Annotated in this window: 24 protein-coding genes, 3 pseudogenes and 1 other annotated feature; of the genes and pseudogenes, 20 read left to right on the forward strand and 7 right to left on the reverse strand. The window is 38.4% G+C overall.

Annotated features, from left to right (window positions below):
- The 3 genes and pseudogenes from ACTQXY_RS12715 to ACTQXY_RS12725 form a co-directional block, all read right to left on the reverse strand.
- Positions 1-305 (reverse strand): helix-turn-helix domain-containing protein (locus tag ACTQXY_RS12715; RefSeq protein ID WP_441659767.1); only part of this gene is annotated, 305 nt, incomplete at its 3' end.
- An 83-nt stretch (positions 306-388) separates the two neighbouring features.
- On the reverse strand, positions 389-1,750 hold the full coding sequence (locus tag ACTQXY_RS12720) for a histidine kinase dimerization/phospho-acceptor domain-containing protein (protein ID WP_441659768.1): 1,362 nt from the start codon (positions 1,748-1,750) through the stop codon (positions 389-391).
- Positions 1,743-2,444, reverse strand: a pseudogene (locus ACTQXY_RS12725) (response regulator transcription factor). Before ACTQXY_RS12725 ends, ACTQXY_RS12720 begins: the two are co-directional and overlap by 8 nt.
- Before the next feature lie 138 nt (positions 2,445-2,582).
- On the opposite strand from ACTQXY_RS12725, the gene ACTQXY_RS12730 reads away from it, so the two are divergent.
- The 5 genes from ACTQXY_RS12730 to ACTQXY_RS12750 all read left to right on the forward strand — a co-directional run bounded on the left by ACTQXY_RS12730 (position 2,583) and on the right by ACTQXY_RS12750 (position 8,871).
- Positions 2,583-3,539, forward strand: coding sequence for a glycosyltransferase (locus ACTQXY_RS12730; RefSeq protein ID WP_441659769.1), 957 nt, complete (start codon positions 2,583-2,585; stop codon positions 3,537-3,539).
- Positions 3,520-6,102 (forward strand): YfhO family protein, encoded by a 2,583-nt coding sequence (locus ACTQXY_RS12735; RefSeq protein ID WP_441659770.1) that lies wholly within the window; start codon positions 3,520-3,522, stop codon positions 6,100-6,102. Before ACTQXY_RS12730 ends, ACTQXY_RS12735 begins: the two co-directional genes overlap by 20 nt.
- 16 nt (positions 6,103-6,118) lie before the next feature.
- Positions 6,119-6,369: a binding site (T-box leader), on the forward strand.
- 160 nt (positions 6,370-6,529) lie between these two features.
- Positions 6,530-7,753: a tyrosine--tRNA ligase gene (gene tyrS, locus ACTQXY_RS12740; protein ID WP_441659771.1), complete on the forward strand. Its 1,224-nt coding sequence runs from the start codon at positions 6,530-6,532 to the stop codon at positions 7,751-7,753.
- Positions 7,754-7,816: 63 nt separating this feature from the next.
- A complete protein-coding gene (locus tag ACTQXY_RS12745; protein WP_441659772.1) occupies positions 7,817-8,323 on the forward strand; it encodes a flavin reductase in 507 nt (168 codons plus the stop codon).
- Positions 8,324-8,352: 29 nt separating this feature from the next.
- On the forward strand, positions 8,353-8,871 hold the full coding sequence (locus ACTQXY_RS12750; protein WP_441659773.1) for a hypothetical protein: 519 nt from the start codon (positions 8,353-8,355) through the stop codon (positions 8,869-8,871).
- Between the two features lie 152 nt (positions 8,872-9,023).
- Here the strand turns inward: ACTQXY_RS12750 and ACTQXY_RS12755 are convergent, their stop codons facing one another.
- Positions 9,024-10,331 (reverse strand): alpha-amylase family glycosyl hydrolase, encoded by a 1,308-nt coding sequence (locus tag ACTQXY_RS12755; RefSeq protein ID WP_441659774.1) that lies wholly within the window; start codon positions 10,329-10,331, stop codon positions 9,024-9,026.
- 242 nt (positions 10,332-10,573) lie between these two features.
- Between ACTQXY_RS12755 and rplM the strand changes: the two genes are divergently transcribed.
- Both rplM and rpsI read left to right on the forward strand, forming a co-directional pair.
- A complete protein-coding gene (rplM, locus tag ACTQXY_RS12760; protein WP_441659775.1) occupies positions 10,574-11,002 on the forward strand; it encodes a 50S ribosomal protein L13 in 429 nt (142 codons plus the stop codon).
- Positions 11,003-11,028: 26 nt separating this feature from the next.
- The gene (gene rpsI, locus ACTQXY_RS12765) at positions 11,029-11,421 is read left to right on the forward strand and encodes a 30S ribosomal protein S9 (RefSeq protein WP_004612070.1); all 393 of its coding nucleotides are present in this window, start codon (positions 11,029-11,031) and stop codon (positions 11,419-11,421) included.
- 202 nt (positions 11,422-11,623) lie between these two features.
- Here rpsI and ACTQXY_RS12770 read toward each other — a convergent pair whose 3' ends face one another.
- Both ACTQXY_RS12770 and ACTQXY_RS12775 read right to left on the reverse strand, forming a co-directional pair.
- On the reverse strand, positions 11,624-12,721 hold the full coding sequence (locus ACTQXY_RS12770) for a tyrosine-type recombinase/integrase (protein WP_441659776.1): 1,098 nt from the start codon (positions 12,719-12,721) through the stop codon (positions 11,624-11,626).
- Positions 12,722-12,744: 23 nt separating this feature from the next.
- The gene (locus tag ACTQXY_RS12775; RefSeq protein WP_441659777.1) at positions 12,745-13,353 is read right to left on the reverse strand and encodes a helix-turn-helix domain-containing protein; all 609 of its coding nucleotides are present in this window, start codon (positions 13,351-13,353) and stop codon (positions 12,745-12,747) included.
- 147 nt (positions 13,354-13,500) lie between these two features.
- Between ACTQXY_RS12775 and ACTQXY_RS12780 the strand changes: the two genes are divergently transcribed.
- From ACTQXY_RS12780 to ACTQXY_RS12840, 13 genes and pseudogenes are all read left to right on the forward strand, one after another.
- Positions 13,501-13,710 (forward strand): helix-turn-helix domain-containing protein, encoded by a 210-nt coding sequence (locus tag ACTQXY_RS12780; protein ID WP_173724307.1) that lies wholly within the window; start codon positions 13,501-13,503, stop codon positions 13,708-13,710.
- Positions 13,703-13,963, forward strand: coding sequence for a hypothetical protein (locus ACTQXY_RS12785; RefSeq protein ID WP_441659778.1), 261 nt, complete (start codon positions 13,703-13,705; stop codon positions 13,961-13,963). The genes ACTQXY_RS12780 and ACTQXY_RS12785 overlap by 8 nt, the downstream gene beginning before the upstream one ends.
- 99 nt (positions 13,964-14,062) lie before the next feature.
- Complete coding sequence (locus ACTQXY_RS12790; protein WP_441659779.1) at positions 14,063-14,716, forward strand: CHC2 zinc finger domain-containing protein; 654 nt, start codon at positions 14,063-14,065, stop codon at positions 14,714-14,716.
- Entirely contained in the window at positions 14,706-16,010 is a 1,305-nt protein-coding gene (locus ACTQXY_RS12795; protein ID WP_441659788.1) for a phage/plasmid primase, P4 family, read from the forward strand. The genes ACTQXY_RS12790 and ACTQXY_RS12795 overlap by 11 nt, the downstream gene beginning before the upstream one ends.
- A 429-nt stretch (positions 16,011-16,439) precedes the next feature.
- Positions 16,440-17,869, forward strand: a pseudogene (locus ACTQXY_RS12800) (MobA/MobL family protein).
- A 17-nt stretch (positions 17,870-17,886) separates the two neighbouring features.
- Positions 17,887-17,982 (forward strand): annotated as a pseudogene (locus ACTQXY_RS12805) (TnpV protein); the annotation flags it as partial.
- Positions 17,983-18,220: 238 nt separating this feature from the next.
- Entirely contained in the window at positions 18,221-18,439 is a 219-nt protein-coding gene (locus tag ACTQXY_RS12810) for a helix-turn-helix domain-containing protein (RefSeq protein ID WP_441659780.1), read from the forward strand.
- A gap of 29 nt (positions 18,440-18,468) precedes the next feature.
- Complete coding sequence (locus ACTQXY_RS12815) at positions 18,469-19,731, forward strand: zinc-ribbon domain-containing protein (protein WP_441659781.1); 1,263 nt, start codon at positions 18,469-18,471, stop codon at positions 19,729-19,731.
- A gap of 35 nt (positions 19,732-19,766) precedes the next feature.
- Positions 19,767-21,089 carry an SPFH domain-containing protein gene (locus ACTQXY_RS12820; protein ID WP_441659782.1) on the forward strand — a complete coding sequence of 441 codons (1,323 nt, stop codon included), beginning with the start codon at positions 19,767-19,769 and terminating at the stop codon, positions 21,087-21,089.
- Positions 21,090-21,114: 25 nt separating this feature from the next.
- The gene (locus tag ACTQXY_RS12825; RefSeq protein ID WP_441659783.1) at positions 21,115-21,897 is read left to right on the forward strand and encodes a hypothetical protein; all 783 of its coding nucleotides are present in this window, start codon (positions 21,115-21,117) and stop codon (positions 21,895-21,897) included.
- Between the two features lie 51 nt (positions 21,898-21,948).
- Complete coding sequence (locus ACTQXY_RS12830; RefSeq protein ID WP_441659784.1) at positions 21,949-22,467, forward strand: hypothetical protein; 519 nt, start codon at positions 21,949-21,951, stop codon at positions 22,465-22,467.
- Positions 22,468-22,563: 96 nt separating this feature from the next.
- Positions 22,564-23,550 carry a PDDEXK nuclease domain-containing protein gene (locus tag ACTQXY_RS12835; protein ID WP_441659785.1) on the forward strand — a complete coding sequence of 329 codons (987 nt, stop codon included), beginning with the start codon at positions 22,564-22,566 and terminating at the stop codon, positions 23,548-23,550.
- A gap of 213 nt (positions 23,551-23,763) precedes the next feature.
- Positions 23,764-24,234 (forward strand): hypothetical protein, encoded by a 471-nt coding sequence (locus ACTQXY_RS12840; RefSeq protein ID WP_441659786.1) that lies wholly within the window; start codon positions 23,764-23,766, stop codon positions 24,232-24,234.
- 215 nt (positions 24,235-24,449) lie between these two features.
- Here ACTQXY_RS12840 and ACTQXY_RS12845 read toward each other — a convergent pair whose 3' ends face one another.
- Positions 24,450-24,857, reverse strand: a complete 408-nt coding sequence (locus ACTQXY_RS12845; RefSeq protein WP_441659787.1) for an Rrf2 family transcriptional regulator — start codon at positions 24,855-24,857, stop codon at positions 24,450-24,452.
- Between the last annotated feature and the right edge of the window lie 118 nt (positions 24,858-24,975).

Raw genomic sequence — 24,975 nt, forward strand, 5'->3', positions numbered from 1 at the left:
CGATTAACCCAGTTAACAATCAAAGATGGGTTGGTAATGCCTTCTTGTAGAGCTAAATCTTGATATGAGATTTCACTTGATAAATACAATTCTACAACAGAAAGCTTTTTTTCGAAAGAATATATATTATTTTTTCGAGAACGCAGTAAACCTTCATCTCCAAAGGTTTGATAATTATGAACCCATTGCTCAATATTTCTTTTAGCAGGAATTCCATATGTTTTAGAAAGATATCCGTATCCACCTTCTCCATTTAAGTATGCCAAAACAACTTTCTTCTTGAATTCAAAAGAATATTTAGACATAAAAATACCGACCTCCAATCGTTAGATTTTTAGGTCTAACTTTTGGGGGTCGGTACACTTTGCTCTTTTTTATAATAGATATGTCACAACACTCTCTCTGAGTTTCTTAAGAGCAATGACACGGAAAACAGTGCAGCTGTTTTGTGGATAGCTGCTGTGCCGTTCATCAACTGCATCATTTTTTCAGCGCTCTTCAATCCGATCCGATTGCTCTCGACATCAGAAAAATCTTTTTTGATTGCATTTGTAAGATTGATAGAAATGCAGTCAGGAGTATGCTTTACTGAGACAGTTACCGTATCCTGTTTATCTCCGTATTTGATGATGTTGGAGAACAGATTAGAGAAAACACGTTTCAACATCGTCACGTCGCAGAGAAAAGAGAATGCGCAGTCAGGAAAGGCAAGTTCTGTCTGAAAACCAACCAATTTTAGAAATTCACAGTGCTCCATCAAAATCTGTCTTAACAGAGCGGAATTTTGAGCGTGCAGTTCCAGTGTTTCAGTGGGATCAAATACGAGTGCATACTCAAACATACGATCTGTCATTTCTTTGATATCCGCTGTCTTTTGCAGACAACGGTTTAAGTATTCCTCTTGTTTATCAGGGCGTTTTTGCTGCTTTAAAATTTCCAAATATCCATTCAAAATGGTGAGCGGTGTGCGAAGGTCATGTGACATCGCGGTAATTAAGTCCTGATTGGCTTTGCGGCTCTCCTGCTCGGACTGTATATTTTCGTCAAAGGCAATGCGGAGGTGATCAAGTTCATGGGAGAGTATTCCGATTTCATTTTTTTGGTAGTCTGGAAAAGGATGTGACAGATCGCCACCTGCCATCACGAGCACATCGTCTTTTAAGCAAATGATCTGTTTCATTTTCCGGCTGACAAAAAACAGTACAAGAAAAAGGAACAATCCGATACAGACTACGAGAAGCACCATACAGTATGGATAGAGAAAGAAGGAACTATGGTAAAAAGTAATATGTACCTGTGCCATTCCGTTTTTAAATTGAATCGGAAAGCTGATAGGGGTTTCGCCTTCGCCGTCTGTCAGAGCATAGCCGAAGTCAAAAAAACTCCGAAACGCATGTTTTTCCATGGAAATCGGAGTCTTTCCGCACAGAAAAATTCCATCTTCCAAGCGGTAAATGTAAATACCTGTATAGTCATCCACGAGGTCAAAGAAAGGGTGCATTTTTTCGCTCGTTTCCTTGTCATCTTCTGATTCGGGAATATCGTATTTGAGTGCCTCCTCATAGAGTGTTCCCCAAAAGGAATCGTCGTTTAGCTGCGGGTAAAAGCCGAATTTATCGTTCAGATAACCGAAGGTCTCATAGCGTTTTCCCCATAAGAACGAAAAAAGGAAATAGCAGAGTGCTCCGGCGAGTAGTATGACAATTGCAAACTGGGTGCGTATTTTACAGTTTTGAAATTTCTTAATCACATCGATACCCCTTTCCCCAGACCGTTTTGACGATAGTTGGATGATTCGGATCCATTTCCACTTTTCTTCTCAGATTCCGAATATGCACTGTTACGGTGTTGTTTGCGCCATAATAGTAAGGTTCGTCCCAAACAGCTTCATAGAGCCGTTCAGCAGAAAAAAGTTGTTTTCGGTTTTTCACGAGAAGGAGTAACATTCGGTACTCTGTGTCAGTCAGGTCGAGCGGTTTGCCGTCTGATAAGACTTCTTCTTTTGCTTCGTCAATGGTAAGATGATGGTATTGAAAGGTTGTTTGTGGAGGTAGTGTTTCTTTTTTACCCTTGTAAATGTGATAGCGGCGGATGAGCGCTTTGACACGGCTGATCAGCTCACTGTAGGAAAATGGTTTGGCGAGATAGTCATCACCTCCGCTTGAAAATCCAAGTGTCTTGTCGCTGTCCTTTGTTTTGGCGCTCAGAAATAGAATTGGGGCATTTGTTATTTTACGGATTTCCAGACAGGTCTGATATCCGTTAAGTCAAGGCATCATAATGTCTAAAATGATGAGGTCGAAACAAGTTGTCTGTAAGAGGTTGAGTGCGGTTTTTCCGTCTTTTGATTCTTGTGTTAAAAAGCCCTCACCGGACAGCAGAATCTGTATGATTTCTCGAATCTCCGGGTTGTCGTCGACAATCAAAATGTGTGCATTATCCATGGTGTTTCCTCCGTGTTTTGTCTTCTATGCTTATTATAGCGAAAAAATGACAAAAATCAGAGAGACTTAAGAAATCTTAAGAATTAGTTGTGTAGTTCCTTAAGATTTTATCTGTAAAATAGACGTGAGGTGAGAAAAATGAATAAAATTAGTATTGTGATACCTTGCTTTAACGAGGAGGAGGCTCTGCCGGTATATTATGAGGAGATGAGCTGTATTATGAAACAGATGCAAGGAGTAGACTTTGAATTGCTGTTTGTGGATGATGGATCTTCGGACCGGACACTTGGGCTTATGAAAAGTCTGCATGAGAGGGATGGGCGCTGCAAATATTTATCGTTTTCAAGAAATTTTGGAAAAGAGGCGGCGATTTATGCGGGACTTAGCAATGCAGAGGGGAATTATGTGGCAATTATGGATGTGGATTTACAGGATCCGCCGAGTCTGCTGCCGGAAATGTATCGAACTCTTATTGAAGAGCCGTACGACAGTGTAGCGACAAAGCGGTCTACACGGACGGGAGAACCCAGAATTCGCTCCTTTTTATCCAATCGTTTTTATAAATTTATCAATAAGATTTCCAAGACAGAGATTGTAAGCGGAGCCAGAGATTACCGATTGATGAAACGCAAAATGGTGGATGCGATTCTGGAGATGAGCGAATATAACCGATTCTCGAAGGGCATTTTTGAGTGGGTTGGATTTCGCACAAAATGGATGGAGTTTGAGAATGTAGAACGGTCAGCAGGAGAGACAAAGTGGTCGCTGCGCAAATTATTTTTCTATTCGTTGGAAGGGATTACAGGGTTTTCGGTTGCCCCGCTTTCCTTGGCGTCCGTTGTCGGAATTTTGTTCTGTATTCTTTCTTTTTTGATGATTGTGTTTATTATTGTGCGCACGCTCGTGTGGGGGGATCCGGTAGCAGGCTGGCCTTCACTTGTGTGTATCATTTTTATGGTGAGCGGAGTGCAACTGCTTTGTACCGGAATTGTTGGGCAGTACTTGTCTAAGACATATTTGGAGACGAAGCACCGTCCGATTTACATATTGAAAGATTCCAGCGAGGAGAACCAATATGAACAGGCAGAAGTTTAAACAAACGATTCCGTATCTGATACTGGGAATGGCCACACTGTTTTTTTGCTGGTTTTTTTGCGGAAGGTATGGTGTATTTGGCTCGAAGGTAGACTGGATCAGTCAGCACAGCGTACTGCCGGATTATTTCCGGCAGCAGTTTTATAATACAGGACAGCTATTTCCGGAGTTTGCAGCGAATATCGGAGGAGGGCAAAATATTTATAACTTTGCCTATTATGGGTTGTATAGCCCTGTTGTTTTGATCTCGTATTTTCTGCCTTTTGTAAAAATGAGCGATTATATGATGGCTGCAGGCGTTATAAGTCTTTTAGCAGCTGTCTTATTGTTTTATAAATGGTTTTTGCGAAGAGGGATTACGAGCAGGCTTAGTTTTCTGACGGCGTTGCTTTTTTTATTGTCCGGACCGATGATCTATCATTCTTATAATCAGATTATGTTTGTCAATTATATGCCGTTTTTGTGTCTGGCATTTTTAGGTGTAGATCGGTGTTTTGAGAAACAGAAAGCAGGACTCTACACGATAAGTGTATTTCTTATGATTCTGACAAGTTTCTACTTTAGCATAGGTGGAATGTTTGCGCTTGTATTGTATGTTATTTATCGGTATACCGAGGGCAAAGAGAAACTTGGAGAAAATATAAAGATTTTAGGGTTTGTGTCAGATGGATTTCGCTTCCTTTTACCGATGCTGACGGCAGTTTTGATGAGTGCCGTACTTCTTGTGCCGACGGCGATGGCGCTTGCGGGAGGACGAGAAGGAGGACATAAGACGGAACTGTCTGCACTTTTGATTCCGGAAATTCCGATTTTCCGGGTTGTATATACGCCGTACGGTATCGGATTGACAACACTTGCAATCACGGTTCTGATTACCGGATTGACATATCGGAAGCTATATGAGAAATTTTTGCACATTGCCTGTATCGCTATTTTGACAGTACCTTTGTTTGCCTATTTGCTCAATGGAGGACTTTATATTCGGGATAAAGTGATGATTCCGTTTTTGCCGCTTTTATGTTATCTGATTGCAACTTATTTGGAAAAGCAAAAACGGCGTGAGATTTCTTTTTGGGCAGGAGTCTTGCCGTTTTTACTGACAATTGTTTTGGTGTATATGGGACGTGAACAAGGAAAATACTCAGAATATCTGGGCTGGGTGCTGATGGATGCGCTGGCGATGCTTGTCTGCTATCTTATTTTTTATTGGAAGAAATTCGATTGGGTTCTCATCGCTGTTCCAATTGGCTTTTTGTCGCTGTATGGAGTGGTGCTGCACAAAAGTGCCGACAAGATGATCGAACCGGCATTTTACGAAGAGGTGACAAATAAGCAGATTCGAACTGAGATTGAGGAGTTGACAGAGAAAGAGAACGGATTTTACCGAATGGAGCAAAGCGGCACGACGAGTGAAAATGCCGCAAATTTGAACCGTATCTGGAATATGCAGCAGTATGTATCATCGATTTATTCGTCTTCCTACAATGCGGCGTACCAGAAATTTCGAACCGAAACATTTCTGGTGGAACAGCCATTCCGAAATGTATTGATGCAGTCTGTGACAGAAAACCCGATTTATCAGAAATTGATGGGGGTAAAATACATTCTTTCTAAACAAGAAATCACAGGGTATCAACAGGAGAAGAAAGTCGGAGATGTGACAGTTTATAAAAATGAAGAAGTTCTCCCGATTGCGTATGTGACAAATCAGATGATTTCAGAAAAAGCGTATGAAGATCTGGCATTTCCGTACAGTCAGCTCGCTTTTTTGCGATTTGCCGTAGGAAAATCAGTAAATGATACAGTGAATCCTAAAGAGGTGTTGAAGAGTCAGGTGAAAGAGACTGGGGCAGAGATTCCGATGGAAGATGCGCAGGCGATTGAAAAGATAGAAGATGGGTACCATATTAAGTCAAAAAAAATTCAGAATGTGAAATTAAAAATCAGTGAGGAGGCACAGAAGGAAGAGATTCTGTTTGTGCAGTTTGAACTAAAAAATTACAAGAGATCCAAGGATGTTTCTGTGTGGCTTGCAGGTGTGAAAAATAAACTAAGCGCAGGGTCGCATATTTACTATAATGGTAACACAACCTTTACTTATGTGGTAAACCTAAAGGCGGGACAAACGGAAGTGAATCTGGGACTAGGAGCAGGAAATTATGAAATCCGAAACCTTCGATGCTATATCGGAAATACTGACGAATCGTTAAAGACGCTGTGCCAAAGCGAATTTAGGGTGGACAGAGCACAGACAAAAGGGAACCGAATTGTAGGAAGTGTGGACGGCGTGAAAGATGGGTATCTGATTACATCGATTCCATATGATGAGCATTTTGAAGTGAAGATAGATGGAAAAGACGTGAAGTATGAAAAAGTCAATACGGCATTTTTAGGAGTAAAGATGCCGGACGGAACACATGAGGTAGAGATTGTGTATCATGCACCGGGATTGAAGATGGGAAAAGTATTGTCTGTGACGGGCTTGCTGCTCTTGGCGGGAATGATGCTTTGGAACAAGAAAAAGGCGTATAAGCCCCTTGACAAATATCATTTTATGGGGTAGTATTTCCTCAGAATAAGAAACGGCGAAGAAAAGAAAAAGTAATAATTGAGACGCCATACAGAAAGCTGCCGGTTGATGAGAGGCGCATGGAAAGTCGATTATGAATACATCTTGGAGCTTTGCACCGAACAGTGACATAATTCTAAGTAGGCTGCAACGGGATGGCACACGTTATCGTGCCTGAGTATTGATAGATACTTGCAGAGGCGTTTGCTGTGAAGTGAATGCGAATGAAGGTGGTACCGCGGGATTACACTCGCCCTTTATGTTAGATAAGGGGCGGGTTTTTTTATTATAGAAAATTCCTTTGGAATCCTATAATTAAAAAATGCACTTCGTGCAAAGATAATCGCATAGCAAATTACGTGCCATGCGATAAAACGCTCCGAAAAGTAATAAAACCGACAGACAAGAAGGAGAATGAAAAATGAAAATTTATGATGAATTGAAAGCAAGAGGATTGATTGCGCAGGTAACAGACGAAGAGCTGATCAGCAACTTGATTAATGAAGGAAAGGCAACATTTTACATCGGATTTGACCCAACAGCAGACAGCCTTCATGTGGGACATTTTATGGTACTGTGCCTGATGAAACGTCTTCAGATGGCAGGGAATAAACCAATCGCATTGATCGGGGGAGGAACAGGATACATCGGAGACCCATCTGGAAGAACAGATATGCGGTCTATGATGACTCCGGAGCAGATTCAGCACAACTGCGACTGCTTTAAAGAGCAGATGAGTAAATTCATTGATTTCTCAGAAGGAAAAGCAATGATGGTAAACAATGCAGACTGGCTTTTGGATCTGAACTATATTGAATTGCTTCGCGAAGTAGGGGCACACTTTAGCGTGAACCGTATGCTGACAGCAGAGTGCTACAAACAGAGAATGGAAAAAGGACTGAGTTTCTTAGAGTTTAACTACATGATCATGCAGGCGTATGATTTCTACGCATTGTACCAGAAATACGGATGTAATCTTCAGTTTGGTGGAGATGACCAATGGAGCAATATGCTGGCAGGTACAGAATTGATTCGCCGTAAGCTTGGAAAAGATGCAAGTGCGATGACAATCACATTGCTTTTGAACTCTGAAGGAAAGAAAATGGGAAAAACACAGTCTGGTGCAGTTTGGCTTGACCCGAATAAGACATCACCATTTGAATTTTATCAGTATTGGAGAAATGTCGGAGATGCAGATGTTCTGAAATGTATCCGTATGCTTACGTTCCTTCCGTTGGAAGAGATTGACAAGATGGATGCCTGGGAAGGAAGCCAGCTGAATCAAGCAAAAGAGATTCTCGCATTTGAGTTGACAAAACTTGTTCATGGAGAAGAGGAAGCGACAAAAGCACAGGAAAGTGCAAGAGCATTGTTCTCAAGTGGTGCAGCAGCAAACATGCCGACAGCAGAACTTACAGAAGAAGATCTTGTGGACGGAAGTATCGACATTTTGACAATGCTTGTAAAGAGCGGATTAGTTCCATCTAAATCTGAAGCAAGACGTGCTGTAGATCAGGGCGGTGTCGCTGTAGATGGCGAGAAAGTTACTGATATCAAAGCGGTATTTGCAAAAGACGTATTTGCAGGAGAGGGCATCGTGCTTAGAAGAGGGAAAAAGAATTTTAGAAAAGTAATCATGAAATAAGGTTCTGAAACATAGACTTATAATAACTGCCTTATGTGGCAGCAGGTGAAAGGAGTGTATAAGATGGCATTTCAAGAAGTGAAGATAGAAGATCTTTCGTTCAATCCATTTACAAAGATTGGAAAAGAATGGCTTTTGATTACAGCGGGAAAGGAAGAATCCTATAATACAATGACAGCAAGCTGGGGAGGCGTTGGTGTTATGTGGGGAAAGAATGTGGTAAGTGTTTACATTCGTCCACAGAGATACACGAAAGAGTTCGTAGATCACAATGATCTGTTTACGATTGCATTTTTTGGGGAAAACCATCGTCCGGCGCTCGCTTACTGTGGAAAAATATCCGGAAGAGACGAGGATAAGGTGAAAAATGCAGGATTGACACCATATTTTACAGATGGAACAGTGGCGTTTGAAGAGGCGGATATGATTATGGTCTGCAAAAAACAGTACCATCAAGAGATGCGTCCGGAATGTTTTGATGTCAAAGAGAATGATGCAAGATGGTATCCGGAAAAAGATTATCATACAATGTATATGGCTGAAATTGTGAAGGTACTTGTAAAGGAATAAAGGATTGTCAAAAAAATAAGGGGTATAGAATGAAAACACTGACAAAGGATATGAAGATTTTTTTGTATCGCACAGAACCGTTAAATGGTCTGGAGGGAGATGACGGTGGCTTCTCGATTGAACTTTACGGAAACGGAAATCTTAGGTACTGTGTATACAGGCTTTTCGATGATATTAGACTGCTTCAGATGTTCAAAGTAAGCAAAGAGACTGTATATAGTATATATGGAATTATCGAAAAAGCAAGGAAACGCTTAGAAATAATACCGGAGAAACTAGATAATGGTTCTGGGGATGGGATGCTGAACGAGTTTTTGTTTGGAGATTTCTGCTGGGTGACAGCGATAAATATCCGAGAAGTATTTGTAAAAGGGATGATATTAACGAATTATTCCTATTATCAGAAATACAAAGAAAATATGAAACATGAGAACACAGTTTTAGGTGTATTCAAGGAGATTTGTAAAGTATTGAAAGAAGCAGGGGTTGAGCTTTCTTTGGAGTCTTGCGAAGTCTGGAAAGACTGTAAACTGAAAGTAACGTGGTAGTAAATATGACCGTTGCGGTGCTGGTTGTATTCTCAGGAGTTCCCGGCGGACAAGAATAGAAACAGCTATGAAGCAGTTTGACGCTGCTCCATAGCTGTTTTGTCATGTCTTGCATTTTTAAATAGTTGATTCAATACAAGTTTTCGCAGATTTTAAAGCTGAATATACTGCGTGCTGTAAGGGGGAAGTATGAGCCCATCTTTCAATGAAATTTCTGTATCTGTTATCAATTCTGTTCCGATACCATTTAAGATGTCGTGATAAGCAGTGTATTCTTGTTCGGAAGCATTAATGGCAACGATGATTCGCTCATCATTTGTTCTTCGCTCAAAGATAAGTTGATGGTTCTGAATGATGATATTGCGGTAATCACCGTTGCACAGTGCGTCACTGTCTTGACGAAGCGAGATGAGACGGCGAATCCAATCTGTCAGTTCGTTCGGTTTTGGCTCTGAAAAACAAGGGCGGAGTGCGTAATCACTGTGTGGTTCTTTGACACCTTCCACACCCCATTCGCTGCCGTAGTAAAGACATGGGATTCCAGGCATGCCCATCAAAATTCCGTAGGCGCTCCGAAGATGTTCTTTATTCTTTAAAATGCTGGCAAGCCTTGTGACATCGTGGTTATCTGCAAAGGTCATGAGATGCTTTCCGCGATAAATACACCATTGTTCTGTCCCAAACTGGCGGTGCAAGGAGTGTGCAATTTCGAATAGGTTCATATCGTTTAAGCTAGAAAATAGTCCTTTGTAACATTCATAATTCGTACAACTGTGCAGCATGTCGTCATTTACAATTAAGTTATAATCACCGAAGAGAACTTCTCCAATCAGAGCAAAGTCAGGTTTTAATGCCTGACAAAAGCTGCGAAGTTTTCGCATAAAATTGTGATCTAAACTGTAGGCGACATCTAGGCGAAGACCATCAATGTCAAACACTTCTATCCATTGCTTTACACAGTTTAACAAATAATCGACAACAGCAGGATTTTGCAAATTGAGTTTGACAAGTTCAAAGTGTCCTTCCCAGCCTTCATACCAAAAACCATCCTGGTAGGTGCTATCACCGTCAAAATTGAGATAGAACCAATCTTTATACAGAGAGCTCCATTTTTTCTCCCTTACATCTTGAAAAGCCCAAAAACCACGACCAACATGATTAAATACTCCATCTAGAACAATTCGAATGTCATTTTGATGTAAATGCTGGCAAACGTCTGAAAAGTCGCCATTTGTTCCGAGTCTGCAGTCGATTTTCAGAAAATCACGAGTGTCATATCCGTGATTGTCAGATTCGAAAATCGGATTCAGCAAAACGGCATTTATGCCGAGTGATTTCAGATAATCAGTCCACTCAATTATTTTGCGGATGCGTGGTATAGTGACACTATCATTTTCTGTTGGAGCACCACAAAATCCAATCGGATATATTTGGTAAAAAACACTTTCATAAGCCCACATATATATTACCTCCTACTAGATTAGTATTTGATAATGTTTATTGTACCATACAGAAGAAAAAATGTCGATTATGCGTGGAAATGTGTGGAAAACAGGAAATTTAGACTTGACATCATCGTGTAATAATAATATAATAAATCAGTATGAAAACAGAAGAAACAGTTTACACCAAAGCCCCGGAGTGGACTGATTCTAATAGAAAGAAGATATTAACTTGATAAAAATTATTAGGAGGTCACCCAATGAAAACTTACATGGCTAATCCAGACAAGATTGAAAGAAAATGGTATGTAGTTGATGCAGAAGGATGCACATTAGGACGCTTAACTTCTGAGATCGCTAAAGTTTTAAGAGGAAAAAATAAACCGGAATATACACCACACATCGATACAGGTGATTATGTAGTTGTAATCAACGCTGAAAAAATTAAAGTAACAGGTAAAAAATTAGATCAGAAAATCTACTATCATCACTCAGACTATGTAGGAGGAATGAAAGAGACTACATTAAGAGAAATGATGGCTAAGAAACCTGAAAAAGTAATTGAACTTGCAGTTAAAGGAATGCTTCCAAAAGGACCTTTGGGAAGAAGTATGATCAAAAAATTACACGTATACGCTGGACCAGAGCACGCACAGCAGGCTCAGAAACCAGAAGTATTAACATTTTAAGGAAAGGTTGAAAGGAGGAAGTTATAATGGCTAATGCAAAATTCTACGGAACAGGAAGAAGAAAAAAATCAATCGCAAGAGTATATTTAGTACCTGGAACAGGTAAAATTACAATAAACAAAAGAGATATTGATGAATATCTTGGATTAGAGACATTAAAAGTTGTAGTTCGTCAGCCACTCGTTGCTACAGAGACAGTTGACAAATTCGACGTATTAGTAAATGTACACGGTGGAGGATACACAGGACAGGCTGGTGCTATCCGTCACGGTATCGCAAGAGCTTTACTTCAAGCTGATGCTGATTACAGACCAGTTCTTAAGAAAGCCGGATACTTAACACGTGATCCACGTATGAAAGAACGTAAGAAATACGGACTTAAAGCAGCTCGTAGAGCTCCACAGTTCTCAAAACGTTAATTTCAGTTACGCAAGAGATAATCTTCGGAACTCGGATTTACGTTCAAATCCTTATTTTACAAGGGTTTGTGGAGTTGTCAGATGTGGTGAAAAGCGGTGGAATTTACTCAGTTCGCAACGCATTTGCAACACGTTTGCAACAAAAATATCTAAAAAATATAGGACACTTTTCGGTGATAGACACTGGAGAGTGTCCTTTTTGTTATGCGGATTTTGTATCGGCAGTTACGCTGTCCTCATTTTCTAAGGTTTTGTTGATTGCGTCTACAAGAACCTGCATATCTAAGTGAGTATAAACTTTTTCTGTCAGTGTCATAGCGCCGGAGTGCCCCACAATTTTCTTGATTGTTGTATCCTGAACACCAGCTTCCGATAACATGGAAATACAGGTATGCCGGGTACAATGTGGTGTGCGGTCAATTCCAATCTGTTCCACGAGAGGAGTCCAATAGCTGTCATAGTAATTGCGATAAAGAAATCTTTTGCCATCCTCTGTATGAAGAAGATATTCGCAATCAGGACAAGACTCATACCAATCTTTATAGTAAGGCAAGAGCTTATCTGCAATCGGAACTTTTCGGATTCCATTTTCTGTCTTACTGTCAATCACATCAAAATACTGTTCTTCTAGATGCACGTTTTCTTTCTTCAAATCAAGAAATTCAGAGATGCGTGTACCATTATAGAGCAGCATGAGGATGATCTGATAGTATTTGTCCTCTTTCATTGTCCAGACTTTTGCAACTTCTTCTTTCGTGAATTTTGTACGTGTATGCTTGTTTGGATTGCGGTCTTTGTACTGGGCGATCTCAACAAAAGTAGAATAATCTTTGTTGCAGATGTCATTCTTCAATGCAAATTCATATAACTGGTTGAACAGAATTTTAATTTTCTTCAATGTGGGAAAATTCTTTCCGCAGGTGTCAATAACCTGTTGTAAGTCTGCCAGTTTTAAATCCTTGAAAACTCGGTTGTAAAGAATGCCACATGTTTTATAAGAAGCCTTGTATCCTTTGATATTGCTTTCGGATACCGTAGGAAATTTTTTCTTTGACCATTCTTCATACACTTCATCAAAAGTCATTTTGGCTGCCTTCGTATCATAAGGATTCCGATTGTAATCAGCCAGCATTTGTAAGCCCTCTGTTTTTGTGGCGGCATATCCAATAATAATATATTCATTTACTTTCTTTTCTTTTACAGGATCAATGTGATAGCCGATGGTTTTACGAACCATCCAAGGTTTTCTTCTTTTTCCAGATAGTTTTACTACACTTCCGTAGCCGTTCGGTAATTTCATATTCTAAAAATCCTCCTTAAAAATTAGGACTCTTTCTTACCGTACCGCTCGTTCATAATTTTTTGAAATCTCTGGATTCGTTCTTCGTTTGAGATTTCTTCTGTTTCTTTTTCGGTCAGTTTTGCATTTGCGTAATAAGCAAGTGTTTTATCCTGCCACTTCTGATAAGATTCAAGACTTGTCTGATAGTCCTTGACTTCGTTTCTTTTATTCTCAAATTCTTCCAAGAATAGACAGAGATCTTGATTTAATTCCGTAGAAACATCTTTGCCATTAAAAGTAATAGCACATTCCCATCCATCATAATGTGGCGGGCGTTTGACTTCGATATTGAAGCCAAGTTCCTTTATCTTATCTAACTGAAATAAGAAATTCATAATATCAGAAAGATTTTCTAAAGGTTTTCTCTCGGCATCATACCCTATAAGATATGTGGATTCGCAGTCTAAAACTTTTGCGATTTCATTGAGCATAGCGATGGAAACTTCGATTTCTCCGCTTTCATATTTTTGGATTGTGCGAAGCGATTTCCCCAACAAATTTGCAAGCTCTGTTTGGTTGATACCTTTTTCTTTTCGAGCAGTACGGATTCTAAGTCCGATTTGATTGTTATGTAACTTCTCATTACTCATCATTATTCACCTCACGCTTATCATATCATAGAAAAATACGAATTACAAGTACATATTTATATAAAATAGTATTGACATGTGCAGAATAAGTGCATATAATAAAAATACGCATTAAAAGTACATATTAAAAAAGAAAGGAGAAATAAAATGAAGATAAACGTATTTAAAATGCAGATTTTGATGGAAGAAAGAGGATTAACAATTAAGAAATTGGCTGAGTTAAGTGGAGTGTCAAGGCAGACGATTTCCTGCATTATATCAGGAAAAAGCTGTACACCGCAGGTGGCATATAAAATTGCTACAGCTTTAGATCAAGAACTTAGTCAGATTGTAAAGGAGGACGTGGAAAATGGATAAAAGATTATATGTAGAATTGCCGCCATTTACGGGAAGAAATGTGCCGATTACAGAAATTGCAAAAGCAATCGGAAAAGATACTCATTACGTTCGTATCGGGATACAGCAGGGAATTTTGAAATTTGGAGTAGCAATGAAGATGGGGGATTCCAACGAATTCAGTTATTACTGTTCTGATCGTAAAGTATGGGAGGAAACTGGATATTTCAATGGAGAGGTAAAAAAGCAGGGAAAAGAAAAAGCCCTTGCGTAACACAAGGACAACTTCTCAGAGCTTTTGATAACTCTATCTCGCAAATTCAGTATATCAAAGGCTCTGAGAGAATACAACGAAAATTTTAAAGGAGTCGAATTGAATATTTTTCAGGTAGTAAAAGAAAACGTAACTGCAAGGCAAGCAGCCGAACAGTACGGATTGAAAGTCAATAAAAACGGGATGATATGTTGCCCCTTTCATGATGACAGGCATCCCAGTATGAAAGTAGATAAAGGATTTTGCTGTTTTGCCTGTGGTGCGAAAGGGGATGTGATTACGTTTGTAGCAGATTTCTTTTATCTTACACCATTGGAAGCAGCAAAGAAACTGGCAGAAGATTTTCAGATACCAATCCTTGCGGATGACTCAAAGAAAAGGAATACCAGTAAGAAGAAAGAAAAACCAAAAAGAACGTTGTATCAGACCGAAAAGAAATTTGAAGAATGGGAACGGGAAAGTATCCGTATTTTATCGGATTATCTTCATTTGCTGGAAGAATGGAAAATAAGATATGCACCGAAAACACCAGAGGAAGAATGGGAAGCAGAATTTATAGAAACCTGTCAGCAGATAGAAAAGATAAATTACTATCTGGATTTACTGGTGTTTGGAGAGTTACAGGACAGAATTGAATTTTTACTGGATAGTGGGAAGGATGTGAAAAGAATTGAAGAACGAATGGAAAAATATAGACGAAACAACAAGGAACAGACTGGAAGAAGCATTGGATCAGAGAGAGATGAACTCTAAGCCGTATTCTCAGGAATGGTTTGAGGATGGGCAGATTGATGAGGTGGCATTTTGTGAAAATTTCCTGCAAAGAATGCCATTGAAGTGTATCAACGGTATCTTTTTCAGCTATGATGGGATGCTGCCGGACAGCGAAGTAGAAAAAGAAATTTATAGAATGGTAAAACCGGTTCTTACGAAAGGAATTTCTAAGAAAGTAAAACAGCTTTTGGAGGTTCTAAAATTGGAAGCCTATTCAGAGGAACTTCCGGTGCAAATGGATCGCATCCATGTGAATAATGGAACTTATTTTCTGAGTGGCAGTTTTACAGAGAAGAAGGAGTTTTGCCTGAACCGATTGCCTGTAAATTATGAAATGAAAGAAGCAAAGCCGGAACGGTGGTTGAAATTTCTTTCAGAACTGTTGGAGGAAGATGATATTCCTACCTTGCAGGAATATATGGGATATTGCCTAATCCCATCCAATAAGGCACAGAAATTATTGATTATCTTAGGAAAAGGAGGGGAGGGAAAATCCCGTATCGGTCTGGTTATGAGAAAAATCCTCGGAACGAATATGAATGTAAGCAATATTCAGAAAGTAGAACATAATCGTTTCGCAAGGGCGGATTTGGAATACTGGCTTTTAATGGTGGATGATGATATGAAACTGGAAGCCTTGAAAGACACCAACTATATTAAAACCATAGTTACTCTGGAGGATAAGATGGATTTGGAAAGGAAGTCAAAGCAGAGCGTACAGGGGAATTTATATGTCAGATTTCTCTGCTTTGGAAACGGAAGTCTGAGTGCTTTACATGATCGTTCCTATGGATTTTATCGCAGACAGATTATCCTTACGGTCAAAGATGTGCCGCCAGACAGAGTAGATGATCCCTATCTGATTGAGAAACTGCAAAGAGAAGCAGACGATATTTTTCTCTGGTGTCTGGAGGGATTGAAACGATTACTGAAAAATAAATACTGCTTTACCATCAGCGAACGTGCAAAGAAAAATCTACACGAAGCTATGGAATCCGGGAATAACATTATCGCTTTTATGCAGTCATCCGGGTATATCCGGTTGGAAGAAAATACAACAGTGACTTCTAAGAATCTTTATCAAGCATACTGCCACTGGTGTGAGGACAATACGGAAAAGCCTATGAGTGCAAAAAGTTTTTCGGGGTACTTAAAAGAAAATGAAAAGAAGTATCACATTCATTATTCCACGAATATTCCCTCAGATAATGGAAAAAATGCCAGAGGATTTCAAGGAATTCATACGCAGATACGCATAGACAGCTATCGTTGATACGGATGAAAAACAGATAAAAAAGAATTTTCCAAAGAAGCGTATAAGCGTATATCTTCAGGAAAATCAAGGGATTACAGGTTTCTGAAAAGTATTGAGGATACGTTTATACGCTTATACGGGTAATTTTTGAATTTATTTTATTTTTAGCAGGGGGAGTGTTGCAGATGTTAAAGCAGCCCGGATACGGGCAGATCAAAAGGGCGGATAAGCCCATAAATGAAATCTAAAGTCTGAGCAATAATCAGATTACGTAATACAAAAACAGCCCTCGGCGATTGAGAGTGAAATACACCCATCGCATAAACTTCGTTTATGCTCTGCGTATTTCGCCCTGCCGGGAGCTATGCTGCCAATAGGCAGATAAGTTCGTAAACAGGTGCCTATGCACCTACTCACAGCAAAATCGGCTAGAGCCGAGAAAGGAGGATGCTTATAGGCAGACATTCATTTATCAGGAAAAGCAAGCTGTCTGATGTGGCAGGAAGGATTGATTATATCTCCAATCCGAAACGACAGGAATATCTCTATGCGACCTATCAGACAGAAGGCGCAACACCGGAGTTTTGGAAACATCTTGCAAGAGAAAATCAGTTGGACTTTAAGGCGAGTGGTTCAGCAGCAAATGTATCGAGGGGCGTGAGTTTATCATAGCGCTTCCCGAAAGTTTTGTTCAGTACAGGGCAGATGATGTGGTAAGACTTTTTACGGAGACTTTTCATAAAAGATATGATGTGGAGTGCAGTGCAGCTCTTCATCACAATAAGGCAAAGACGAATTATCATATCCATCTGGTATTCAGTGAACGGAAAATGTTGGAACAGCCCGAAGTAAAGATTGCTACCCGAAATATGTTTTATGATGAGCAGGGGAAGCATAGACGCACAAAGAAAGAGGTTTTAGACGAGCAGGGCAATCTTCGGGCGGGGTGCAGCATTATCCCCAAAGGGGAAGTTTATGAAAGCCATATCTTCACGAAAAAGGATGAATGGTTTAAGAACAAAGCCTTTACCAAAGAAGTCAAGGAACTGTTTACCGATACGATCAACCGATATGTAAAAGAAGAATCAGAAAAACTGTCCGTATTCCAACAGGGCGGAGTATATCTGGCAACCAAGAAAATCGGAAAGAACAATCCGAAAGCAGAGGAGATAAAGGCGGACAATGCGGCAAGGCAGGAATGGAATCGGACAGTTGATGTGGCATTAGTCGAGGGTGTTCCCGAAGAAGATATTTTGAAGATTAAGCAGGAAAAAATCACAGACAAAACGATGCAATCTATCAGGACACACGGTTGGTTGCCGGATATGTTCCGTGAGATTATCCGAGGTGCGAAAGACTTTTTACAGGAAGTAATTTTCAAATTTAAGCTGCCGCCGAAACCTGTACCAAAGATTGATTTGCAGGAATGGAAAGATGTGCAGAAACTCATGTATGAATTACAGGGGCAGTCAAGGGAGATAAAACGCACACAGCAGGATATTTCTTCTTTGAAAAAGCAACTGTCAGAGTTACGAGGACTATTTAAAGGCAAAGAGCGAAAATCTCTGGAAGGGCGAATTGAACTGTTAGAGGATTTGGAAAAGCGTTTGCACAAGAGTTTGGAACAGATAGTAAAACGTGAGGGCTACCCTAATGTTCAAGCCTTTCAGAAGGTCTATAATAAGGCAGAAGAACTGATTATAGAATACAATGAAGAACTAAGGGGATGGAAAAATCAGACGGAACAGAAGAAAGAGAAACCGTTAGAACAGCCGAAAAGAGCGAGCGTACTGGAAAAGCTACACCGCTATCAGCAGGAAGGCAGACAGCAACCAAAACGGTCAGTTAAGAAAAAATCTATGGATAGAGAACGATAAGAAAGGTGGAAATGATTATGAAGAAAACAATATTTGAAGAAATGGGCGGAACTTATATCAGACAAGGGGATTATCTTATCCCCTGTCTTACCTTGCCGGAGGAAGAAGGGCAGAGGTTTATAGGAGTATAGGGACAATGAGAGGATTTATCAATAAGAAAAGGTTAATTTGTAACTAAAGTGATGTGATTTCTTGGGGATAAGATAAGATTGTAATTTAGTGAGAGTTTATCTTTAGTATTTGCGAAATTCGCAATTTCTTGCGAGTTTTGCTTTATATAATGGGGAAAAATCTTGCTGAAATTGTCAAAAAAATGTATAATAAATTATATTATCGAATTGGAGGCGCAGTATGAGGATAAATTATAAAAAGTTGTGGATATTACTCGCTGAACGTGAAATAGCTCCTGCTACGCTAAGGAAAGATTTAAATATTGCAACAGGAACAATGACAAAGTTGCGACGCAATGAAGAAGTTGCAATTTCAATACTTCTACGTATATGTGAATATTTAGATTGTAATATTGGCGATATATGTGATGCGATGAAAAATAATGTGGAATCAATATAAAGATTATATTTAATTGGAGGGGCAGACAAATGGTAGGTTTACAAATAGGAAATGATGAAGAAATTCTCATAGAATCATCGGGAGTTTGGTGGATTTCTAAACTAAGAAATCTAAATCAACATTTTAATGTGCTTGTGCTTACTAATAAAAGAATATATGGAGTTTATCAAAAAAGTAATGGGCTTTTTAAAAAAGCTAGCGAAGAATTAGAGGAATTAGATTTGGCCGATATAAAAATAAGCAATAATCAGCCAATGGTATTAAAAAAATGGGATTTTAATAGTTTTAGTTGCTCTCTTGAAATACAGACAATTCAGGGATTACATACATTTATGTTTCAAGAATCAGCTAAAAAGAATGCAGCATTATGGGAGAAAGAGATTTTCAGAGTTTTTGGTTTGGAAAGGGAGGACGATTGCGAATCTAATGTAACGGCAAGTAGTTTTTCAGGAATTGCAGCAAGTTTAAAAGGTGCTGCGGGAGCAGTTTTGAATAGAGCGACTAATCAAGGTAAGCTGAATAATGTCAAATCGGCATCAGGTGATGAAGAAAATGAAAATCCTATAGAAGAATTTTCAGAAATTCCGCCTATTCCGAATGTTCAACCATCGAAAGGATCATATTGTTCGAATTGTGGGACAAAACTTAATGTAGGAGCCAAATTCTGCCATAGCTGTGGTGCAACAGTTACTGGAGGTATTTCGCCAACACCACCGACTCCACCTAAGCATAGTAGCACAGGAAATTACTCTTCTCGTGTTCATGAATTTGCAGGTACGGTCTTAAAATGCCCAAATTGTGGTAATGTGATTAGTGCTATTGATGCTGTTTGTCCAGCTTGTGGGATGCATATTACAGGGAAATCTGCGAGTGGAACTGTTCAAAAGTTCTCTGATGCGTTGATGGAAATAGAGAAAGTTAAAGTGGTAGAGAATAAAGGAGGGCTTTTTGCACAAGTAGGATATGAAGAACGAGTTAGAAATGCGTATGCTACATATTACAGTCAAAAACTTACGTTGATTCGTACATTTCCGATTCCTAATACAGTAGATGAAATTTATGAGCTAATGTTATTGGCAACAACTAATATTGATGTGAAATTATCAAAGAATACGTTATGGAGCAAAATTGATAATTCGGGTAGCTCTGGAAAAGAAGTTTCAGATGCTTGGATACAAAAAATGCGTCAGGCATATCAAAAAGCTGTTATTTCATTTCCGAATGATCCAGTTTTTACTCACATACAAAAAATATATTATGATAAAATGAATGAATTGAGAATAGAACCTTAAAAATAGATGTTTTCAGCGGGAAAGGGAGAGAGATTATGGCATTGTTTGGAAGGCCTAGAGCAGGCGGATTTATGGATGAAATAAGATGTGATGAACCTTCGTATTTGATTTGGAAATGGCATCCACAAGGCTCTCGAGTTGGATATAATAATAGAGAAAATGCGATTCGTTGGGGATCTTCGTTAAGAGTTAAAGACGGAGAGGTTGCAGTTTTTGTTTACAAACAGAGAAATGGTATAATGCAGGATTTTATAGAGGGACCGTTTGACCAACCTATAAAAACTGCGAATTTTCCCGTACTTGCAAGTATTATGGGATTAGCTTATGAAGGTGGCACGCCATTTCAGGCAGAGGTTTACTTTATTAACCTTTCTCGGATTATACAGGTTAAGTTTGGTGTTCCGTTTTTTGACATTTATGATCCGAGATTTATGGATTTTGGTGTTCCGGTAGCAGTACGCGGGACTATAAGTTTTAGTATTGCTGATTATCGAGAGTTCATCAAATTACATAGATTGAATAGTTTTAGTTTGGATGATTTTCAAAGACAAATTAGAGATGCTGTTAGTAGATATGTGAAAGATGTTGTCGCAAATGCTCCTGCACAGAACAATATTCCGCTTATCCAAATTGAGACAAAGACTGCACAAATTAATGATGTAATTGAAATGGATATTAGAGAAAGGTTGAAGGATAGTTTTGGTGTCAATGTTTCAGGTGTTGATATTGGAGCAATAGAACTTGATAAAACAAGTAAAGGTTATAGACAATTGATGGCTGTAACTAAGGATATGGCAACGATTAGGACACAGGCTGAGATGGAAGATTATGTTGAAAGATTACGTATTCAACGAGAAGAAGGACAGTATGCACAACATAAAGCTACACAAACTGTTAATATTGGTGCTTTCCAAGTTGAAAAACAGGCAGAGGTTGGTGTTGCTGGTGCAGAAGCCCTTGGACAGATGGGGGCAAATGGTGCGGGAAATATTAATTTAGGTGGAAGCAGTAGTGGAGATGGATTCAATATGGCCGCAATGATGGCAAGTATGGCAGTAGGTGGAGCCGTTGGGCAGAATATTGCGGGTTCTATGAATAATATAATGTCAGGGATAAACCAGCCAATTCAAAGCGGAATGACACCACCGCCAGTACCTAATGTAATGTATCATGTTGCGACAAATGGACAAGCAACAGGTCCATTTGATCTTAATACTTTAAAACAGATGGCGATTGCCGGGCAGTTTACAGCAGATAACTTAGTGTGGAAAGTAGGTATGGCTGAATGGGAGAAAGCAGGAACGATTGATGAATTGAAGTCGATGTTTGTGGTTATTCCACCGATACCGCCAATGTAAGATAAGTATGTGCAGGAGGAGAAGTATGGAATTTAATTTTTTGCTAGAAAACACAATAGATAAGATACAGAATTTACAGGAGTATTACGAAAAACAAATTTCGAATATAGAAACACGATTAAAAGCTGAAAAGGAAAAATATAAATACGGTGTTTTACTTGACAAATATTTTTTTAGTAAAAGTATGGATATAGAAGATGAATTGACAGAAGAAGAAATATCAGAGGTAAATAAAATCGTTGAAACTTGTGATGTGGGAAAAAGAGAAGACGGAGTGGTAGTTCGCTATAAATTAAAAAATATATCGGATTTAGATAAAAAATATGAGTTGGATCCACGTATAGCAACTCGTGAGTATTTTAAATTATTTGAACAGCCGAGAATTCATAGTGAGTCCACATTGATGATGTTATTAATTCGTTATGAAGAAGCTATATCAGGTATCTTTAAATATATTTTAATGAAATATCCAGAAGCTTATTTAAAGGAAAAAACTATTACATATTCAGAATTAATGTCTATTGATACAGATATCGCGGAAGTAAAAAAACATTTTATTGAAAAAGAAGCGGAAGATTTTATGAGACTGCCTATTGGAGAGTGGTATAATACTTTTGTGCAAAAGCATAAAGTAAAGTTTGATTTTGGAGATGATGAATTTGAAAAATTTAAAGAAGTATATTATCGAAGAAATTTGATAGTGCATAATCAGGGAAAAGTTAATGAAATTTATTTGAAAAGTATTGATCCGTGTTTAAGTGGTAGTGCACAAAAAGGACAGATACTGGATGTTGATAGAGAATATTAAAAAAATGCATTTGAACATACTCAAATAATTCTGTATGGGACATTTTGGGCCTTGAGAAAATTATCGAAAGAGAAGGAAAAACTTGAGAATCGTATATTTGAAAAAGGGTTCATTCATATGTTAAATGCAGAGTGGAGATTAAGTGAATACATATACAATCTTATGATGAAGGAAAAAGAGCAAAGTGACGCAGATAAATTATGTAATAAGGTAAACTATTGGATATCTGTAAAAAATCAAGGACGTTTGCCGAGTATTGAAGAAGAAATTCAAAAGCTAGATGTTTCCGCTACAGCGGGGCAGTTTAAGGTCGCAAAGTATGCATTATTAGATGATTTTGAAAAAGTATCGGAATTATTAGAAGATATTATTGGAACTGAAATACCAGCATGTTATGTGGAACAATGGCCATTGTTCATTCAATATCGTCAAAGCGATGAGTATAAGAAATTTAGGAATAAACATATGGAAGAATTCGAAAAGTTGGGATATCAACCAGAATATATGGAAATGGATTCTCATGAAGATGTTACGGATGAATTTGGTGATGACATGGAGACTATTTGTTAATTAAATACATATACTATCTTATTGTTGTCTGTTGAAAGCGATTTTCTTGGGAGAAGGAAATCCTAAAGGTAAAATATATTTGAAGGGAAGAGATGAATGGAGAATAAAATTACCGCATTAGACAATTTAATAAAGATTATAGAAAATTCAAGAAATACTGCATTAAAAAAGGTAAATGAAGAGCTTATTAAAATGTATTGGAATGTAGGTGAATATTTAAACAGAGAATCTAGGAATGTAGCTTTTGGAGATGCATATATTGATTCGGCTGTTAATGAAATTCAAAATGCTTTTCCAGGAATTAAAGGCTTTAACCGACGTGGGCTTTATAGAATGAAGCAGTTTTATGAAACTTATTGTGAAGATGAATTTGTGTCAGCACTGCTGACACAAATTAGTTGGACGAATCATTTGACAATTATGTCAAAAGCAAAAACTGTAGAAGAAAGACATTTTTATATTACACTTTGTATCAAAGAGTCGTATTCTTCGAGGGAATTAGAACGCCAGATTAATAGCGGCTATTATGAACGGTATATGCTTTCACAAGAAAAACTCTTACCAGAACCGATAAAAGGATTGAAAGATAATCCATTTTTAGATTCGTACATCATAGAATTCCTCGACTTGCCAAAGAATTTTAAAGAGTCGGATTTGAGAAAAGGTCTGATTCAGAATATGAAAGAATTCATTCTGGAAGTAGGTAAGGATTTTACATTTATTGATGAAGAATATAGAGTGCAAGTAGGAGGAGAAGATTTTCGGATTGATTTACTGTTTTTCCACAGAGGTCTGCAATGTTTGGTGGCTTTTGAATTGAAGATTGGAAAATTCAAACCGGAATATATTTCTAAAATGGATTTCTATTTGGAAGCATTAGATCGTCAAAAGAAAAAAGAGAATGAAAATCCGAGCGTGGGAATGATTCTGTGTGCATCTAAGGATGATGAAGTTGTAGAATATGCCATGAGCAGAACCATGTCTCCGATGATGGTTGCTGAATACAAGTTGCAATTACCGGATAAAACTGTATTACAGAAAAAATTGCAGGAATTAATCAATATGCCTTTGTTGGAGGAATAAATATAATTCTGTCTATAAGGTGTGGTGAGGAGTAATGAGAAGTAATGAGAAGGCCTGCGTTTGTAACGTGTTTGCAACACCACATTTCAAGAACCCAGTAAAATCAAGCATTCCCAGTTACCAAAACGTTAATTATACGTTTTTGGAACGTACAATTTCAAAAAGAATTTTCGACTCCTCAGGACTTTGGTTCTGGGGAGTTTTTTGTTCTAAATGACATTAGGGGAGTTTGGAACACTGTTCGATTGTGCTTCGACAAACGTTAAACTGTATGTTTCCAAAATCATGAAATTGCCTACAAATCTAGATTCAGATGGTTTTATAACAAAATTTTTTATTTTTACTATAAAAGATTTGAGAAATGCGGTTGCACATAATAATGTGATTTTTGATACGAGATTTAAGACGGGGAAAATAGATAAAAGATTAGTTAATTTACTTGAAAAAGAAGTGGGAGTTTCTAATCTGAATTTCAATTATATGGATGCGTATGTAATTATGATTACATATTTTTTGAGGAAAATGGGAGAAACAAAAACTTCATGCAAACAGTTTGTTGCTGCATATCAACAACAAACTGAATATCTGAGAAATGAATTGCCTATTGGTGTGTGCAATCAAATACTGGGAACTCAACACAGAAGTAATATAAATACTCTTCAAAAATTTATCAGTAAATCGTAGAAAGACTTGCATATTTGGAAGAGAAGATGTATCTTATATATAAGAATTGCGGTGGATGTCTTCGGACTACACCTAAGGGAACCTGATGCGTCGGGTTCCTTTTGCATTTATTTGGGGGTGGTGAGGAGTAATGAGAAGTCCTGCGTTTGTAACGTGTTTGCAACAGAAAAAGAAACAATTGTGTTTGGCAATTGTTCCTTTAAAGTTACAATATTCTAAACAGTTCCATTGACCAGATCGGCAATTGTTATATGAAAGAAATAATCATGTACAAGATTGTCGAATTTTTTCCACATAGGCAACGTTTTGCAGTAGGAACTTCTGGAACAAGTCTTCGTATCGGGAGCCAGGCAGGCTACCGGTGTAAGGCTGCCTTCCATCAATTCTAAAATTTCTCCTACATTATATTCTTCAGGGCTGGCAGTTAGTCGGTAACCACCGCCTTTTCCGCTGATTCCGGTTAACAATCCTTTCCCGACAAGTATTTTTACAATCTGCTGAAGATATTTTTCTGATATTCCCTGCCTTTTTGCAATTTCTTTCAAAGGAACATATGTGGTTGAATCTTGTTCAGCCAAATCAATCAGTACGCGTAGGGCGTAGCGCCCTTTGGTTGAGATCATAAAGAAACCTCCTCGTATTATAAAGTAGTAGTGTTTATAGACCCTCTCCAAGGTCTATATGCTATACTGTTGGAGATACTGTGGATTGTTTAAAACCTCCTACCATTCGATGGTTTAC

The organism is Faecalimonas sp. LCP19S3_D12 (assembly GCF_052121495.1).
Classification (GTDB): domain Bacteria; phylum Bacillota; class Clostridia; order Lachnospirales; family Lachnospiraceae; genus Faecalimonas.

Excerpts from the sequence above, each read along its gene's own strand:
- ACTQXY_RS12820 (WP_441659782.1), top strand. The coding sequence starts at position 19,767 with ATGGCATTGTTTGGAAGGCCTAGAGCAGGCGGATTTATGGATGAAATA.
- ACTQXY_RS12835 (WP_441659785.1), top strand. The coding sequence starts at position 22,564 with ATGGAGAATAAAATTACCGCATTAGACAATTTAATAAAGATTATAGAA.
- ACTQXY_RS12810 (WP_441659780.1), top strand. The coding sequence starts at position 18,221 with ATGAGGATAAATTATAAAAAGTTGTGGATATTACTCGCTGAACGTGAA.
- ACTQXY_RS12730 (WP_441659769.1), top strand. The coding sequence starts at position 2,583 with ATGAATAAAATTAGTATTGTGATACCTTGCTTTAACGAGGAGGAGGCT.
- ACTQXY_RS12745 (WP_441659772.1), top strand. The coding sequence starts at position 7,817 with ATGGCATTTCAAGAAGTGAAGATAGAAGATCTTTCGTTCAATCCATTT.
- ACTQXY_RS12815 (WP_441659781.1), top strand. The coding sequence starts at position 18,469 with ATGGTAGGTTTACAAATAGGAAATGATGAAGAAATTCTCATAGAATCA.
- ACTQXY_RS12840 (WP_441659786.1), top strand. The coding sequence starts at position 23,764 with ATGACATTAGGGGAGTTTGGAACACTGTTCGATTGTGCTTCGACAAAC.
- ACTQXY_RS12795 (WP_441659788.1), top strand. The coding sequence starts at position 14,706 with ATGAACTCTAAGCCGTATTCTCAGGAATGGTTTGAGGATGGGCAGATT.
- ACTQXY_RS12845 (WP_441659787.1), bottom strand. The coding sequence starts at position 24,857 with ATGATCTCAACCAAAGGGCGCTACGCCCTACGCGTACTGATTGATTTG.
- ACTQXY_RS12750 (WP_441659773.1), top strand. The coding sequence starts at position 8,353 with ATGAAAACACTGACAAAGGATATGAAGATTTTTTTGTATCGCACAGAA.
- ACTQXY_RS12735 (WP_441659770.1), top strand. The coding sequence starts at position 3,520 with ATGAACAGGCAGAAGTTTAAACAAACGATTCCGTATCTGATACTGGGA.
- ACTQXY_RS12785 (WP_441659778.1), top strand. The coding sequence starts at position 13,703 with ATGGATAAAAGATTATATGTAGAATTGCCGCCATTTACGGGAAGAAAT.
- ACTQXY_RS12770 (WP_441659776.1), bottom strand. The coding sequence starts at position 12,721 with ATGAAATTACCGAACGGCTACGGAAGTGTAGTAAAACTATCTGGAAAA.
- ACTQXY_RS12780 (WP_173724307.1), top strand. The coding sequence starts at position 13,501 with ATGAAGATAAACGTATTTAAAATGCAGATTTTGATGGAAGAAAGAGGA.
- ACTQXY_RS12775 (WP_441659777.1), bottom strand. The coding sequence starts at position 13,353 with ATGAGTAATGAGAAGTTACATAACAATCAAATCGGACTTAGAATCCGT.
- tyrS (WP_441659771.1), top strand. The coding sequence starts at position 6,530 with ATGAAAATTTATGATGAATTGAAAGCAAGAGGATTGATTGCGCAGGTA.
- rpsI (WP_004612070.1), top strand. The coding sequence starts at position 11,029 with ATGGCTAATGCAAAATTCTACGGAACAGGAAGAAGAAAAAAATCAATC.
- rplM (WP_441659775.1), top strand. The coding sequence starts at position 10,574 with ATGAAAACTTACATGGCTAATCCAGACAAGATTGAAAGAAAATGGTAT.
- ACTQXY_RS12825 (WP_441659783.1), top strand. The coding sequence starts at position 21,115 with ATGGAATTTAATTTTTTGCTAGAAAACACAATAGATAAGATACAGAAT.
- ACTQXY_RS12755 (WP_441659774.1), bottom strand. The coding sequence starts at position 10,331 with ATGTGGGCTTATGAAAGTGTTTTTTACCAAATATATCCGATTGGATTT.